The following is a 13,378-nucleotide window of genomic DNA, read 5'->3' as shown; positions in this document are numbered from 1 at the left end:
TCGCAAAAGTTGTTCGGGTACACTGACTTCAAAACAGTGAAACGGTCCTGTAGGACCGTCCCGACTCAAGTGTGAGAGGTTGCCATGGCTGACTATAAAGCGCCCCTGCGCGATATGCGCTTCGTCCTCAATGAAGTCTTCGAGGTATCCAAGCTCTGGGCACAATTGCCCGGCCTGGCCGAAGCCGTTGATGAAGAGACCGCCCTGGCGGTGCTGGAGGAGGCCGGCAAGGTCACTGGCAAGAGCATCGCGCCACTGAGCCGCAGCGGCGATGAAGAAGGGTGCCATTGGGACAACGGTGCAGTGCGCACCCCCGCAGGCTTCATCGACGCCTACAAAACCTACGCCGAAGGCGGTTGGGTGGGCGTAGGCGGCGACCCTGCCTACGGTGGCATGGGCATGCCCAAGGTGATCTCGGCCCAGGTCGAGGAAATGGTCAATTCGTCGAGCCTGGCCTTCGGCCTGTACCCGATGCTGACCGCCGGTGCGTGCCTGTCGATCAACGCCCACGCCAGCGATGAACTCAAGGAAACCTACCTGCCGAACATGTATGCCGGTGTCTGGGCAGGCTCCATGTGCCTGACCGAGCCGCATGCGGGTACAGACCTGGGGATCATTCGCACCAAGGCCGAGCCCCAGGCCGATGGCAGCTACAAGGTCAGCGGCACCAAGATCTTCATCACCGGCGGTGAACACGACCTGACCGAGAACATTATCCACCTGGTGCTGGCCAAGCTGCCGGATGCACCGGCTGGGCCAAAGGGGATCTCGCTGTTCCTGGTGCCCAAGTTCCTGGTCAACGCCGATGGCAGCCTGGGTGCTCGCAACCCGGCCAACTGCGGTTCGATCGAGCACAAGATGGGCATCCAGGCCTCGGCTACCTGCGTGATGAACTTCGATGAGGCCGTTGGCTATCTGGTCGGCGAGCCGAACAAAGGCCTGGCGGCGATGTTCACCATGATGAACTACGAGCGCCTTGGTGTCGGTATCCAGGGCCTGGCCACGGCGGAGCGCTCCTATCAGAACGCGATCGAATACGCCCGCGACCGTCTGCAAAGCCGCGCACCCATGGGGCCGCAAGCCAAGGACAAGGTTGCCGACCCGATCATCGTCCACCCGGACGTGCGTCGCATGCTGCTGACCATGAAGGCGTTGAACGAGGGCGGCCGTGCGTTCTCCACCTACGTAGCCATGCAGTTGGACACCGCCAAGTACAGCGAAGACGCCACTACCCGCAAGCGTGCTGAAGAGCTTGTTGCGTTGCTGACTCCGGTTTCCAAGGCGTTCCTGACCGACCTTGGCCTCGAGTCGGCGGTACACGGCCAGCAAGTGTTCGGTGGACACGGTTACATCCGTGAGTGGGGCCAGGAGCAACTGGTGCGTGATGTGCGCATTACCCAGATCTACGAAGGCACCAACGGCATCCAGGCACTGGACTTGATGGGGCGCAAGGTGGTCGGTAGCGGTGGCGCGCTGTACAAGCTGTTCGCCGACGAGATTCGCCATTTCACCGCCAGTGCCGATGCCGACCTGGAAGCGTTCGTCAAACCGCTGAACGCCGCCCTGGACAACCTCGACGACCTCACCGCCTGGGTACTGGACCGGGCCAAGAACAACCCGAACGAAATCGGCGCTGCGTCGGTGGAGTACCTGCAGGCGTTCGGCTACACCGCCTATGCCTACATGTGGGCACTGATGGCCCGCACGGCGCTGGCCAAGCAGGGCGAGGATGATTTCTACGCCAGCAAGTTGGGCACTGCACGCTTCTACTTCGACCGTTTGCTGCCGCGTATCCACTCGCTCAGCGCCTCGGTAAAAGCCGGTAGCGAGTCGCTGTACCTGCTAGAGGCAGCCCAGTTTTAACAGGGTTTGGAGTTTGTAAGCTTTTTCCTACACAACGCGGTGACTTTTCGCCTCTATCGGAAGATTGGATCCACAGTTAATCTTCTTACATGGACGTCGCGCAGGAAGCGCACTGTACAGAACATGGACACGAAGGATTCCTGCCAGGGTGGCGGGGCGAAATGGATGTCAGGGAAATAGTCTGCAAAGCCCCGCTTCGGCGGGGTTTTCTTTTGCCTGAAGAAAAGTGCCAGGCTGCATCAGCCCAGCACATCCAGCGGCGACACCCCGATCTGACGGGGATCGGCTTCCTCCTCCAGCAGTGTACGCAGCAGCTCCACCGACGCCTGCTGGCGCTGCGCATCGCGAAACACCAGGCCTATCTTCAACGGCACCCGTGGTTCGCTCAGGGGCTTCCAGAGCAGCTCCTGATCGTCCTCGACCACTTCCTTGGCCCGTCCCGGCAACACCGTTGCCAGTGAGGTATGCGCCAGGCTGTCGAGAATCCCGCCCATATTGTTCATCTCGGCCTGCACCTGTGGACGCCGCCCGAGGTTGGCCAGTTGCGTCTGCCAGATCTGCCGCACCTGAAACTCTTCGCCGAGCAGCAGCATGGGCAGTTCTGCCGCCTGCTTGAGCGAGACTTTCTTGAATTCACGCAGAGGGTGGGAGCTGGGGATTACCAGCTGCAACTCATCTTCATACAGCAGCAAACCGTGAAGGCCGGGCTGGCGGGGCGGCAGGTAGCTGATACCGATATCCAGGCTGCCATTGAGCAACCGCCGTTCGATTTCCAGGCCCGATAGCTCGTAGATCTGTACCACCAGATGCGGCTGTGCCTTGCGCACCCGGTCGAGCAGCTGTGGCACCAGGCTCGGGCGCACGGTTTGCAAAACGCCAATGGCCAGGGTGCGCAGCGACTGGCCCTTGAAGTTGCGCAGGGCCTCGCGAGCCCGCTGCAGGCCGTCGAGCAAGGGCAGGGCGTGGTTGTACAAAGTGTGCGCGGCCAGGGTGGGCAACAGGCGTTTGTTGCCGCGCTCGAACAGGCTGACATCCAGGCTGTGTTCGAGTTGGCGGATCTGCTGCGAGAGGGCCGGTTGCGACAACGACAGCCGCTCGGCAGCCCGGCCGACATGGCCCTCTTCATACACCGCGACGAAATAACGCAGTTGGCGAAAATCCATAAGAAATACTTATCAAAAAAGCTCGAAAAACCAAATGGCCGTTGGCCTGCAAGAAGCCTAGTCTATCCCGTATTCACAAGGTTTACAGGGCCAGAAGGCGCGATGAATACCGTGTACGTTGGATTGCGGTTACATAGGAAAGGCAAAAAAACGTGGCGGGGCACTTCACGCCCGTTTTGCCTGTCGCCGGAGGCGCTTCACCCATGAACCTTTTCAATTTGCGGCGCTCGGCGCAGGTCGTGGCCGAGCGCAAGGTCGCGCCAGTGGCGCGGCCAGCCAGCGAAGAGCTGTCTCGCGACTGCCTGATGCCCGCTACCGAGCGTGCGCCCCAGGTGTTCGTGCGTGGCCAGGGTTCCTGGCTGTGGGACAGCGAAGGCCATGCCTACCTGGACTTCACCCAGGGCTGCGCGGTCAACAGCCTGGGCCACAGCCCCAACGTGCTGGTCAAGGCCTTGAGCGGCCAGGCCCAGGCGCTGATCAATCCGGGTGCGGGCTTTCATAACCGTGGCTTGCTGACCCTGGTCAATCGCCTGTGCGAGAGTACCGGCAGCGACCAGGCCTACCTGCTCAACAGCGGTGCCGAAGCCTGCGAAGGGGCGATCAAGCTGGCGCGCAAGTGGGGGCAACTGCATCGCAACGGCGCCTACCACATCATTACCGCCAGCCAGAGCTGCCATGGTCGCAGCCTGGGCGCGCTGTCGGCCTCCGACCCGTCGCCGTGCAACCGGTGCGAGCCGGGGCTGCCGGGCTTCAGCAAGGTGCCCTTCAACGATCTCGACGCGCTGCATGCGGCGGTCGACTCACGCACCGTAGCGATCATGCTGGAACCGATCCAGGGAGAGGCCGGGGTGATTCCCGCCACGGCGGAGTACCTCAAAGGTGTCGAACGCCTGTGCCGCGAACTCGGGATTCTGCTGATTCTCGATGAAGTGCAGACCGGTGTCGGCCGCTGCGGGGCGCTGCTGGCCGAAGAAACCTACGACGTGCGCGCCGACATCATCACCCTGGGCAAGGGCCTGGGTGGCGGCGTGCCACTGGCGGCCTTGCTGGCCCGTGGCAGTGCCTGTTGCGCTGAAGCGGGTGAGCTTGAGGGCAGTCATCACGGCAATGCGCTGATGAGTGCGGCAGGCCTCGCCGTACTGCAAACCGTACTGGAACCGGGCTTTTTCGAGCAGGTTCGGGATTCCGGTCGGCATCTGCGCGATGGCTTGAGCCGCCTGGCCGGTCGCTATGCCCAGAACCAGGTACGCGGCCAGGGCCTGCTGTGGGCGTTGCAACTGAGCGAAGACAACGCCGACGAGCTGGTAAAGGCCGCCCTCCAGGAAGGCTTGCTGCTCAATGCCCCTCAACCGGATGTAGTGCGCTTCTCGCCGGCACTGACGGTGAGCAAGGGCAACATCGATGAAATGCTCCTGCGCCTGGCCCGGGCCTTTGCCCGCGTGCACGCGGCACAGCAACACCAGCGGCGTGAAGCCACTGCCTGATTTCTCACGTTCAGTGAAGTAACCGAACCGTCTCGCGTTCCTGCGCATCGCCCCGGGCCTGAAGTTTTTGGCCTGGGGCGTTTTTTTGTCCACGCATGACGCGTTGAACCCCGGCGCAGCGCTACAGTCAGTTGTTGTACATCACTGAAGGGAGCTGCCCATGGACTTTATCCGCATCATCATCGCCATTCTGCTGCCGCCGCTGGGCGTCTTCCTGCAGGTCGGCTTCGGCGGCGCCTTCTGGCTCAACATTCTGCTGACGCTGCTGGGGTACATCCCGGGGATCGTGCATGCGGTGTACATCATCGCCAAACGATAAGCGAAACCGCGGGGCAAGCCCGCTCCGGTAGGAGCGGGCTTGCCCCGCGAGAGGCCTAACTGTCCAGCACCCGCCGATAAAACTTCCACTCCTCCTCCAGCGCATGCGCCAGATTAGCCGCCGTGCGAAATCCATGGCGTTCCGAAGGGTAGAAATGTCCTTCGGCACGGATGCCATTGGCCTTGAGCGCAGCCAGCATCGAACGGGTCTGTTCAGGGACCACGACGGCATCCAGTTCGCCCTGGAAGAAGATCACCGGCACTTTGATCTGCGCCGCGTGCAGCAACGGTGTGCGTTGCCGGTAGCGTTCGGCATCCTTGAGCGGGTCGCCGATCAGCCAGTCCAGGTAGTCACCCTCGAACTTGTGTGTGGCCCGCGCCAGGGCCTGGGGATCGCTGACGCCATAGAGGCTGGCGCCGGCACGGAAGACGTTGTGGAACGCCAGGGCGCAAAGTGTGGTGTAGCCACCAGCGCTGCCGCCGCGGATAAAGGCCTGGGCCGGGTCGATCAGCCCGCGTTCGGCCAGGTAACTGACCACCGCGCAGGCATCTTCGACATCAATCTCGCCCCAGCGCAGGTGCAGGGCCTGGCGGTACGCGCGGCCATAGCCGCTGCTGCCCCGGTAGTTCAGGTCGGCCACGGCGAAGCCGCGCTGGGTCCAGTACTGGATGCGAGGGTCGAGCGCCGGGTAGCAGGCCGAGGTCGGGCCGCCGTGGACGAACACCACCAACGGCGGGCGTTCTGCTGCGCCGATGGCCGGGTAGAAAAAACCGTGTGCGATGCCGTCGCCACTGCTGTAGCGCAGGGACTGCGGCTGGCTGATGCGTTCGGCCGGCAACGGCGGTACGCCACCGGCCAACACCTGCACCTGGTGGTTGTGGCGGTTGATGGCAATGACGGCGGGTGGGCTGACCGGTGAGGCGGCAATGGCGTAGAGGTGGTCCTGATCCAGGTCCAGACAGCGCAGGCGGCTGTAGCCGACCTCGATGTTTTCTCCCGTGCCATCGACATGGCGCACACCCAGGCGACTGAAGCCGTCTTCAAGCCAGGTCGCCAGGTAATGCTGCTCAGCCACGGGCAGCCAGGTGCTGGCACCCAGTTGCCAGGGCGCTGCGGCATGGTCGGCCTGCGCGGCAGGCAACGCCGACCAGCCCTGTGCGGTTTCGCCCCAGGGTTGCCAGTAGCCATTGTGATCAGACAGGCAATACAGGCGGCCACGATCATCGAAACGAGGTTGCTGCAGCGATTGCGCCGGCCCGAGGTCGCCAGCGATGCAATGTGGCGGCGTCCATTGCCCGTCACTCACGCGCTCGCAGCAGAACAGGCGGGTGGCGGTCCAGGGCTGCTCGGGGCGACTCCACTCGACCCAGGCCAGTCGCGTGCCATCGGCGCTGAGCGTGGGCGATGCATAGAAGTCAGCACCTTCGGCCAGCACCTCGCGCTGGCTGGCGCTGATGGCCACCAGGCGATGCTCGACCTGCTCGGCGGTATGGGTTTCTTCCACGGCCAGCACTTGCCCGTTGGCCCAGCGCAGGTCGCCATAGCGGCATTGCCCCTGGGTGAGCGGTTGGGGCAATCCACCGGTCAGGTCCTGGGTGTAGAGCTGCTGATCGGCCTCGTTGACGAACACCAGGCCGCTGTCGCTCAGGCAGAAACTGCCGCCGCCGTATTCATACACCCGGCTGCGTACGCTGAAGCCATCGGGGGTCAGGCAATGGGCCTGGTCATTGCGCCAGTGCCAAATCCTGCAGGCACCATCGCGGGGGCGAAATTCGTTCCAGAACAGGCCCTGAGGCCCAACCCGCAACTCGGCGAAGTCGGTGCCGGCGGCTACCGCCTGCTCGGCACTGAACCGCTCAACCACGGGCGATGACACGGGAGTTACGCTCATTGCGGAAAGTCAGCTCGTCGATGTTCAACTGGGCGTGCTCGGCTTCCTCGCGCGTCTTGAGGATGATGCCGTGTTCGGCCGATTTGGCGCACACCGGGTCGGCATTGCTGGCATCGCCGGTGAGCATGAAGGCCTGGCAGCGACAGCCGCCGAAGTCCTTTTCCTTTTCATCACAGGAGCGGCACGGCTCGGGCATCCAGTCGTAACCGCGAAAACGGTTGAAGCCGAAGGAGTCGTACCAGATGTGCTGCATGCTGTGATCGCGCACGTTGGGGAATTGCACCGGCAACTGGCGGGCGCCGTGGCAGGGCAAGGCCGTGCCGTCGGGAGTGACGGTTAGGAACACGCTGCCCCAGCCGTTCATGCAGGCTTTGGGGCGTTCTTCGTAATAGTCCGGGGTGACGAAGATCAGCTTGCACGGGTTGCCGGCGGCAGCGAGCTTTTCCCGGTACTCGTTGGTGATGCGTTCGGCGCGTTCGAGCTGCGCGCGCGTCGGCAGCAGGCCGACACGGTTCAGGTGCGCCCAGCCATAGAACTGGCAGGTGGCCAGCTCGACAAAGTCGGCTTCAAGGGCAATGCACAGCTCGATGATGCGGTCGATCTTGTCGATGTTGTGCCGGTGGGTGACGAAGTTCAGCACCATCGGATAGCCGTGGGCCTTTACCGCCCGGGCCATTTCCAGCTTCTGCGCGAAGGCCTTTTTCGAGCCGGCCAGTAGGTTGTTCACCTGCTCGTCGCTGGCCTGGAAGCTGATCTGGATATGGTCCAGGCCGGCTTCCTTGAAGGCTGCGATCTTCTGCTCGGTCAAGCCGATGCCGGAGGTGATCAGGTTGGTGTAGTAGCCCAGGCGCCGCCCTTCGCCGATCAGCTCGGCCAGGTCCTGGCGCACCAGCGGCTCGCCGCCGGAAAAGCCCAGCTGCGCCGCACCCATCTCCCGGGCCTCGGCCATGACCTTGAACCATTGCTCGGTGCTCAGCTCCTGGCCCTGGGCGGCGAAGTCCAGGGGGTTGGAGCAGTACGGGCATTGCAGCGGGCAGCGGTAGGTCAGCTCGGCGAGCAGCCACAGCGGCAGGCCGACTTCCGGCTTGGCCGGTACTTCACTCAAGGACGATCCAGTGTTCGGCACGGGCGACCTCCATGAATTGCTCGATGTCGTCACCGAGCTCGGGTACACCAGGAAACTGCTTGTCGAGCTCGGCAATGATCGCCGCCACATCCCGCTGGCCGTCGATCAGCCCGCCGATCAGCGCGGCACTCTCGTTGAGCTTGATCATGCCCTCGGGGTAAAGCAGCACATGGGCCTTTTGCGCCGGTTCGTACTGGAAGCGGTAGCCCGGGCGCCATTTCGGGATTTGCGCGCGATCGAAACTCATAGGGCGATTCCTTTGTGCCAGACCCGCTCACTGGTGACACTGTGATAGGGCGGGCGGTTCAGTTCATAGGCCATGCTCATGGCGTCGAGCATGCTCCAGAGAATGTCGAGCTTGAACTGCAGGATCTCCAGCATGCGCTGCTGGCCCTCAACTGTAGTGTAGTGCTGCAGGGTGATCGCCAGCCCGTGCTCCACATCGCGGCGGGCCTGGCCCAGACGGGTGCGGAAGTACGCGTAGCCGGCCGGGTCGATCCAGGGATAGTGCTGCGGCCAGCTGTCCAGGCGGGACTGGTGGATCTGCGGGGCGAACAGCTCGGTCAGCGAGCTGCTGGCCGCCTCTTGCCAACTGGCACGGCGGGCAAAGTTGACATAGGCGTCGACAGCGAAGCGCACACCGGGAAGTACCAGCTCCTGGGAACGCAGCTGGTCCGGGTCCAGGCCAACCGCCTGGCCCAGGCGCAGCCAGGCCTCGATGCCGCCGTCTTCACCGGGCGCGCCGTCATGGTCGAGCAGGCGCTGAATCCACTCGCGGCGGACTTCGCGGTCCGGGCAGTTGGCCAGGATCGCAGCGTCCTTCATCGGGATGTTCACCTGGTAATAGAACCGGTTGGCGACCCAGCCCTGGATCTGCTCGCGGCTGGCGCGGCCCTCATACATCGCTACATGGTAGGGGTGATGGATGTGGTAGTACGCACCCTTGGCGCGCAGGGCCTGCTCGAATTCGGCAGGGGACATCGGCGTTGCGTCGCTCATTTAGCGGACTCCTGTAATGCGATATCGCGGCATGATGCGCCACCTGTAGGAGCGGGCTTGCCCCGCGAAGCATGTACCGTGGCTCATGGCACCGGCTTGGCCGGTGTTCGCGGGACAAGCCCGCTCCTGCAGCGCCCTACAGCTCGATGCTCATGCCGTCGAAGGCCACTTCGACGCCGCGTCGGTCCAGCTCGGCGCGCTCGGCCGAGTCTTCATCGAGGATCGGGTTGGTGTTGTTGATGTGGATAAGTACCTTGCGCTGCACAGGGAAGCTTTCCAGTACCTCGAGCATGCCGCCCGGGCCGTTCTGGGCCAGGTGGCCCATCTCCCGCCCGGTGCGGGTGCCGACACCGCGGCGCTGCATCTCATCATCTTCCCAGAGGGTGCCGTCGACCAGCAGGCAGTCGGCCGCGCGCATCATCTGCAGCAGGTTGTCGTCGACCTGGCCCAGGCCTGGGGCATAGAAGAGTTTGCCGCCGGTGCGCAGGTCTTCGACCATCAGCCCGAGGTTGTCGCCCGGGTGCGGGTCGAAGCGGTGGGGCGAGTAGGGCGGCGCCGCGCTGCGCAGGGGGAAGGGTGTGAAACGCAGGCTAGGGCAGGCGTCGATGACGAAGCTGCCTTCAAGCTCGATGCGGTTCCACTCAAGCCCGCCGTTCCAGTGACTGAGCATGGTGAACAGGGGGAAGCCGGTGGTCAGGTCTTGATGGACCATCTCGGTGCACCAGACCTGATGCGGGCAGCCTTCGCGCAGGCTCAAGAGGCCCGTGGTGTGGTCGATCTGGCTGTCGAGCAGGACGATGGCGTCGATACCGCTGTCGCGCAGGGCACGGGCTGGCTGCATCGGTGCAAAACTCTGCAGTTGCGCACGGATATCCGGCGATGCGTTGCACAGTACCCAGTGGACGCCGTCGTCAGAGAGGGCGATCGACGACTGGGTCCGCGCCGTGGCGCGCAAGGTACCTTCGCGAAAGCCTTTGCAGTTCACGCAGTTGCAGTTCCACTGCGGAAACCCGCCACCGGCGGCAGAACCTAAAATCTGGATGTACATGGCCACTCCTGCCGCGTCTTGAAATAAAAACGCCCCGGCTGACCGAGGCGTTGTACCGCAAGCAGACTCAGCGGCTTGCGAAATACATGGTCACTTCAAAGCCAATACGCAGGTCAGTGTAAGCAGGTTTGGTCCACATGGAATTACTCCTTCCGGATAGGTCTGGGGTTTGGCAGCTACTTACTTAGTCCACCCTCCGGGTGAGGGGTTCCAATAGCCGGGATTGCGCTATCTTACTAAAAAATACGGACTGAATGGTTAAACCTGCGATAAACGCTGTTACATGTTCGGTAATAATGAGCGGTTGGTGTGCCAGTCCCGGGTGGGCGCGGGACCATTGGCCAGGCATAGCCAACCGCCAGTGGCTTGCTGCAAGTCCGCGGCCAATCGCTGCAGTTGGTCTTCACCGGTGGCGAGTATGGCCGCCTGCAAATCCTCCAGTCGTGCGCCCGGCTGCCCCGCCAGATGCGCCTGCCAGGCCCACTCGGCCACCTCGTTATTGCTCATCGTGGCTTCTTCCCATTGCTCGGCCAGGGCCTGACGAGTCTCGGCTGTGCAGTTCAGTTTCGCAGGCAGCGCGGCGAGAAAGGCCTCGATATGGCCGAGGATCTGCGCATGGCTGGCGCTGGGAGACTGCACGCCAAACAGCAGGCCACTGCAGCCGTGCACCTGACGGAAGGCGCTGAACACGGCATAACCCAATTGCAGGTCGACGCGCAGGCGCTGGTAGAACGGGCCCTGGACCTGCTGCGCCAGTAGCCGCGCGCAGGCTTCGTCGCTCGCCGGTACCGGGCAGAGCAGCAGCAGTGCCTGCTCACTGGCAGGCGGCGGCAGCATCTGCCAGCGGCGAACGGGAGCGACGGTCACGGCACGCTGCGCACCCGGCTGTCCGGGGACTGCCTGCAACACACGATTGAGCGCCTGTTGCATGAGTTCATCGAAGCCGGTAGCCAGGGCCTGCCAAGTGGCGTGTGTCCACAAGGCATCCAGATCGCTTTGGCTGAGTGCACAGGCGGGTAAAGGCCCCTGATGCTGGCTAACGAGCTGCTCCGGCAGTTGCTTGATCAAGGCACGGATCGGCATCGAATCAGGCTCGGCGATTGCCTCGGTGAGCCAACTGCTGGCCTGAGGCAGGGGCAGCACGGCCATCACTTCCTGGATCACCACAATGACGGCCGCCGGCACTCCCGCGCAGCGCAGTTGCCAGAACTCGCCAGTGGTGTCGAACTGCAGTTGCACCGCAGCCCTGGCCGCACGCTCGCGCAGCGGCTGCAAGGCGCGGTCGAGGACATGCCACAAAGGCTCGCGCAGGGCCGACGTGAGCTGCCAGCGCAGGTACACCACGCCATGCTGGCGCACGGAAGGCAGTATCGGACTCCAGGTCAAACCCACGGTTGGCGTGCACGCGGTGGTGTCGGGACGTTGCGGGTTGAGCAGCGGTTCGGGGGCGGGCAGTTGCCATGCTTCGTGGCTCGGTGGCGAGGTGTTTTGCAGCAGTGTGTCGAGCAAGGCGCGCAAGGCTGTTCGGCCTTGCTCGGTGAGTGCGCAATAGGGTTGCGCGGTGCTGTCGCGGCGGGCGAGGTCGAGCGCTGTCGCGGCCTGGGCACGGCAGCGCTGCAGCCCCGCATATTCTTCATTCAGCGCGGCCCAGTCGGCGTCACGGAAAAACCTTAGCCAGTCGTTCAGCAAGGCTTTGGCATCATCGGCGATGGCCACATCGCTGAGCGTCAGGCGCGTGTGCAGCAGCGCCTGGCCGGCAAAGCAGTACAGCGCCGAGCATTCAACGGCGTGTGCCCAGCCGCGTTCGCGCAGTGCTGCGAGTACGCCGCCGGGCCGGGTATCGGTCAGCCAGGTGGTGAGAAAGTCGATGGCCTGCTCCGTGCCGGCGGGCAGATTCTCCACGGCCTGCAACAGCTCCAATTGAGCCCCGTTCAGCGTCGCCTCCAGTACTGGGTCGACAAGCGGCGGTGGCGGTTGCTGAAGCACTTTCTGACCTGCCGCTAGCTGGCTTGCTACGCGGGTCGCCATTGTTTCCAGCGCGTCGAGGCTTTGCGGCCCGCACAGGCTCAAGGTCATCTGACCGGCTTGGTAGTAGCGCTGGTGAAAGCCCTGCAGCGCTGCCTGAAAATCGGCACTGTGGATCGGCAGGCTGTAGCGGTTTCCCGCCTGGAAACCGCTCAAGGGATGGCGCTTGGAAACGGCCTGCAAAAGTGCGAACTGCGCCTGAGCCTGGGCATTGCGTGACCAGGCGATGAACTCGGCATGGATGACTTCGCGTTCACGCGCCTGGGCTTGCAGCTCGAACGAGGGCCGGGCCAGCATCTCGCACAAGCGCTCCAGCCCCCCGGCAAATGCCGCCTGGGGCACCTCGAAAAAGTAATCGGTGGTGCGCTCGCGGGTGCTGGCATTCACCTGGCCGCCATGGCGTTGCACGTAGCGCATCAGGCCGTCATCGAGGCCGAAGCGCTCGTTGCCGAGAAACAGCAGGTGTTCAAGAAAGTGTGCGAGGCCGGCATAGGCGCGTGGCGCGTCATGACTGCCTGCCATGACCCGCATTGCCGCGGCACAGCGCTTTAGCTGCGGCGCATGGCGCAGGGTGACCTGCAGGCCATTGTCGAGGGTGAGATGTCGAAGGGAGGTGGGCATGACGGTTCCGTTGCAGCACGAACCGTCATGCTAGCGGATTATCCGTGGCGCGGCGCGTAGAGCTCCGGCCGCAGGTCGTGCAGGTAAGGCGTGCTGGCGCGGCCTTCGTGTACCCGTTGCAGCTCGAGGTCGGCCTGCAGCAGGGCAGTGTCGCGACCGGCCATGGCCAGAATGCTGCCGTCGGGGCCGATGATGCTGCTTTGCCCGCAGTAGTGGATTTCGTCTTCGGCACCGCAGTAGTTGGCGTAGACCAGGTAGCACTGGTTCTCGTAGGCGCGGGCGCGCACGGTGACCTGGGCAACGAAGTCGTAGGGCACCATGTTCGCCGTTGGCACCAGGATCAGTTCGGCACCGGCCAGGGCCAGGCGCCGGGCATTTTCCGGGAACTCGATGTCGTAGCAGATCAGCATGCCCAGGCGCCAGCCGTTGAGTTCCACCACCGGGAAGTGGTCGGGACCGGGGCTGAACATCGCCCGGTCCAGGCCACCGAACAGGTGGGTCTTGCGGTAGTTGCACAGGCTGCTGCCGTGGGCGTCGATCAACTGCACGGCGTTGTAGACCCGGCCGTCATCGGCAAGTTCGGGGTAGCCGTAGGCGATGGCGATGCGGTTGCTCTGGGCAATCTCTACCACGGCCATCGCCGAAGGCCCATCGTCGGCCTCGGCCAGGCGCGCCACCGCTTCACTGCCGATGTTGTAGCCGGTCAGGAACATTTCCGGGCAGACCAGCAGCTCGACCCCGCGCGCGGCGGCCAGCTGCGCCTGCTGGTGCAGGCGCTCGAGATTTCCCGGTACATCCAGTGGCTGTGGGGCACCTTGATACAGGCCGATGCGCATGAC

12 protein-coding genes are annotated in these 13,378 nt (G+C 63.7%); 3 read left to right on the top strand and 9 right to left on the bottom strand.

Going from position 1 to position 13,378, the window contains the following annotated elements:
- Positions 1 to 84: 84 nt before the first annotated feature.
- Entirely contained in the window at positions 85 to 1,863 is a 1,779-nt protein-coding gene (locus U9R80_RS25190; RefSeq protein WP_301842197.1) for an acyl-CoA dehydrogenase C-terminal domain-containing protein, read from the top strand.
- Between the two features lie 239 nt (positions 1,864 to 2,102).
- On the opposite strand, the gene U9R80_RS25185 is transcribed toward U9R80_RS25190, so the two are convergent.
- Positions 2,103 to 3,026, bottom strand: coding sequence for a LysR family transcriptional regulator (locus tag U9R80_RS25185; RefSeq protein ID WP_301842195.1), 924 nt, complete (start codon positions 3,024 to 3,026; stop codon positions 2,103 to 2,105).
- A gap of 203 nt (positions 3,027 to 3,229) precedes the next feature.
- On the opposite strand from U9R80_RS25185, the gene U9R80_RS25180 reads away from it, so the two are divergent.
- Together U9R80_RS25180 and U9R80_RS25175 are read left to right on the top strand one after the other, a co-directional pair.
- Complete coding sequence (locus U9R80_RS25180) at positions 3,230 to 4,510, top strand: aspartate aminotransferase family protein (protein ID WP_301842194.1); 1,281 nt, start codon at positions 3,230 to 3,232, stop codon at positions 4,508 to 4,510.
- A 160-nt stretch (positions 4,511 to 4,670) separates the two neighbouring features.
- A complete protein-coding gene (locus U9R80_RS25175; RefSeq protein ID WP_003177654.1) occupies positions 4,671 to 4,829 on the top strand; it encodes a YqaE/Pmp3 family membrane protein in 159 nt (52 codons plus the stop codon).
- A 55-nt stretch (positions 4,830 to 4,884) separates the two neighbouring features.
- Here U9R80_RS25175 and U9R80_RS25170 read toward each other — a convergent pair whose 3' ends face one another.
- From U9R80_RS25170 to U9R80_RS25135, 8 genes are all read right to left on the bottom strand, one after another.
- Positions 4,885 to 6,720, bottom strand: coding sequence for a S9 family peptidase (locus U9R80_RS25170; RefSeq protein WP_301842193.1), 1,836 nt, complete (start codon positions 6,718 to 6,720; stop codon positions 4,885 to 4,887).
- Complete coding sequence (gene pqqE / locus U9R80_RS25165) at positions 6,686 to 7,846, bottom strand: pyrroloquinoline quinone biosynthesis protein PqqE (RefSeq protein WP_301842192.1); 1,161 nt, start codon at positions 7,844 to 7,846, stop codon at positions 6,686 to 6,688. The genes U9R80_RS25170 and pqqE overlap by 35 nt, the downstream gene beginning before the upstream one ends.
- Positions 7,818 to 8,093, bottom strand: a complete 276-nt coding sequence (pqqD, locus tag U9R80_RS25160; protein WP_274116644.1) for a pyrroloquinoline quinone biosynthesis peptide chaperone PqqD — start codon at positions 8,091 to 8,093, stop codon at positions 7,818 to 7,820. Before pqqD ends, pqqE begins: the two co-directional genes overlap by 29 nt.
- Positions 8,090 to 8,845, bottom strand: a complete 756-nt coding sequence (gene pqqC / locus U9R80_RS25155; protein WP_301842191.1) for a pyrroloquinoline-quinone synthase PqqC — start codon at positions 8,843 to 8,845, stop codon at positions 8,090 to 8,092. Before pqqC ends, pqqD begins: the two co-directional genes overlap by 4 nt.
- 136 nt (positions 8,846 to 8,981) lie before the next feature.
- Positions 8,982 to 9,893 carry a pyrroloquinoline quinone biosynthesis protein PqqB gene (pqqB, locus tag U9R80_RS25150; protein ID WP_301842190.1) on the bottom strand — a complete coding sequence of 304 codons (912 nt, stop codon included), beginning with the start codon at positions 9,891 to 9,893 and terminating at the stop codon, positions 8,982 to 8,984.
- A gap of 67 nt (positions 9,894 to 9,960) precedes the next feature.
- Positions 9,961 to 10,032, bottom strand: a complete 72-nt coding sequence (pqqA, locus tag U9R80_RS25145) for a pyrroloquinoline quinone precursor peptide PqqA (protein ID WP_008365141.1) — start codon at positions 10,030 to 10,032, stop codon at positions 9,961 to 9,963.
- A gap of 140 nt (positions 10,033 to 10,172) precedes the next feature.
- Complete coding sequence (gene pqqF / locus U9R80_RS25140; protein ID WP_301842189.1) at positions 10,173 to 12,539, bottom strand: pyrroloquinoline quinone biosynthesis protein PqqF; 2,367 nt, start codon at positions 12,537 to 12,539, stop codon at positions 10,173 to 10,175.
- 38 nt (positions 12,540 to 12,577) lie between these two features.
- Positions 12,578 to 13,375, bottom strand: coding sequence for a carbon-nitrogen hydrolase family protein (locus U9R80_RS25135; protein ID WP_301842188.1), 798 nt, complete (start codon positions 13,373 to 13,375; stop codon positions 12,578 to 12,580).
- Between the last annotated feature and the right edge of the window lie 3 nt (positions 13,376 to 13,378).

The organism is Pseudomonas sp. JQ170C (genome assembly GCF_035581345.1).
GTDB lineage: Bacteria > Pseudomonadota > Gammaproteobacteria > Pseudomonadales > Pseudomonadaceae > Aquipseudomonas.
This window is presented reverse-complemented; position numbering and strand designations above follow the sequence as displayed.

Excerpts from the sequence above, each read along its gene's own strand:
- U9R80_RS25190 (WP_301842197.1), top strand. The coding sequence starts at position 85 with ATGGCTGACTATAAAGCGCCCCTGCGCGATATGCGCTTCGTCCTCAAT.
- U9R80_RS25170 (WP_301842193.1), bottom strand. The coding sequence starts at position 6,720 with ATGAGCGTAACTCCCGTGTCATCGCCCGTGGTTGAGCGGTTCAGTGCC.
- U9R80_RS25185 (WP_301842195.1), bottom strand. The coding sequence starts at position 3,026 with ATGGATTTTCGCCAACTGCGTTATTTCGTCGCGGTGTATGAAGAGGGC.
- U9R80_RS25175 (WP_003177654.1), top strand. The coding sequence starts at position 4,671 with ATGGACTTTATCCGCATCATCATCGCCATTCTGCTGCCGCCGCTGGGC.
- pqqD (WP_274116644.1), bottom strand. The coding sequence starts at position 8,093 with ATGAGTTTCGATCGCGCGCAAATCCCGAAATGGCGCCCGGGCTACCGC.
- U9R80_RS25180 (WP_301842194.1), top strand. The coding sequence starts at position 3,230 with ATGAACCTTTTCAATTTGCGGCGCTCGGCGCAGGTCGTGGCCGAGCGC.
- U9R80_RS25135 (WP_301842188.1), bottom strand. The coding sequence starts at position 13,375 with ATGCGCATCGGCCTGTATCAAGGTGCCCCACAGCCACTGGATGTACCG.
- pqqF (WP_301842189.1), bottom strand. The coding sequence starts at position 12,539 with ATGCCCACCTCCCTTCGACATCTCACCCTCGACAATGGCCTGCAGGTC.
- pqqB (WP_301842190.1), bottom strand. The coding sequence starts at position 9,893 with ATGTACATCCAGATTTTAGGTTCTGCCGCCGGTGGCGGGTTTCCGCAG.
- pqqC (WP_301842191.1), bottom strand. The coding sequence starts at position 8,845 with ATGAGCGACGCAACGCCGATGTCCCCTGCCGAATTCGAGCAGGCCCTG.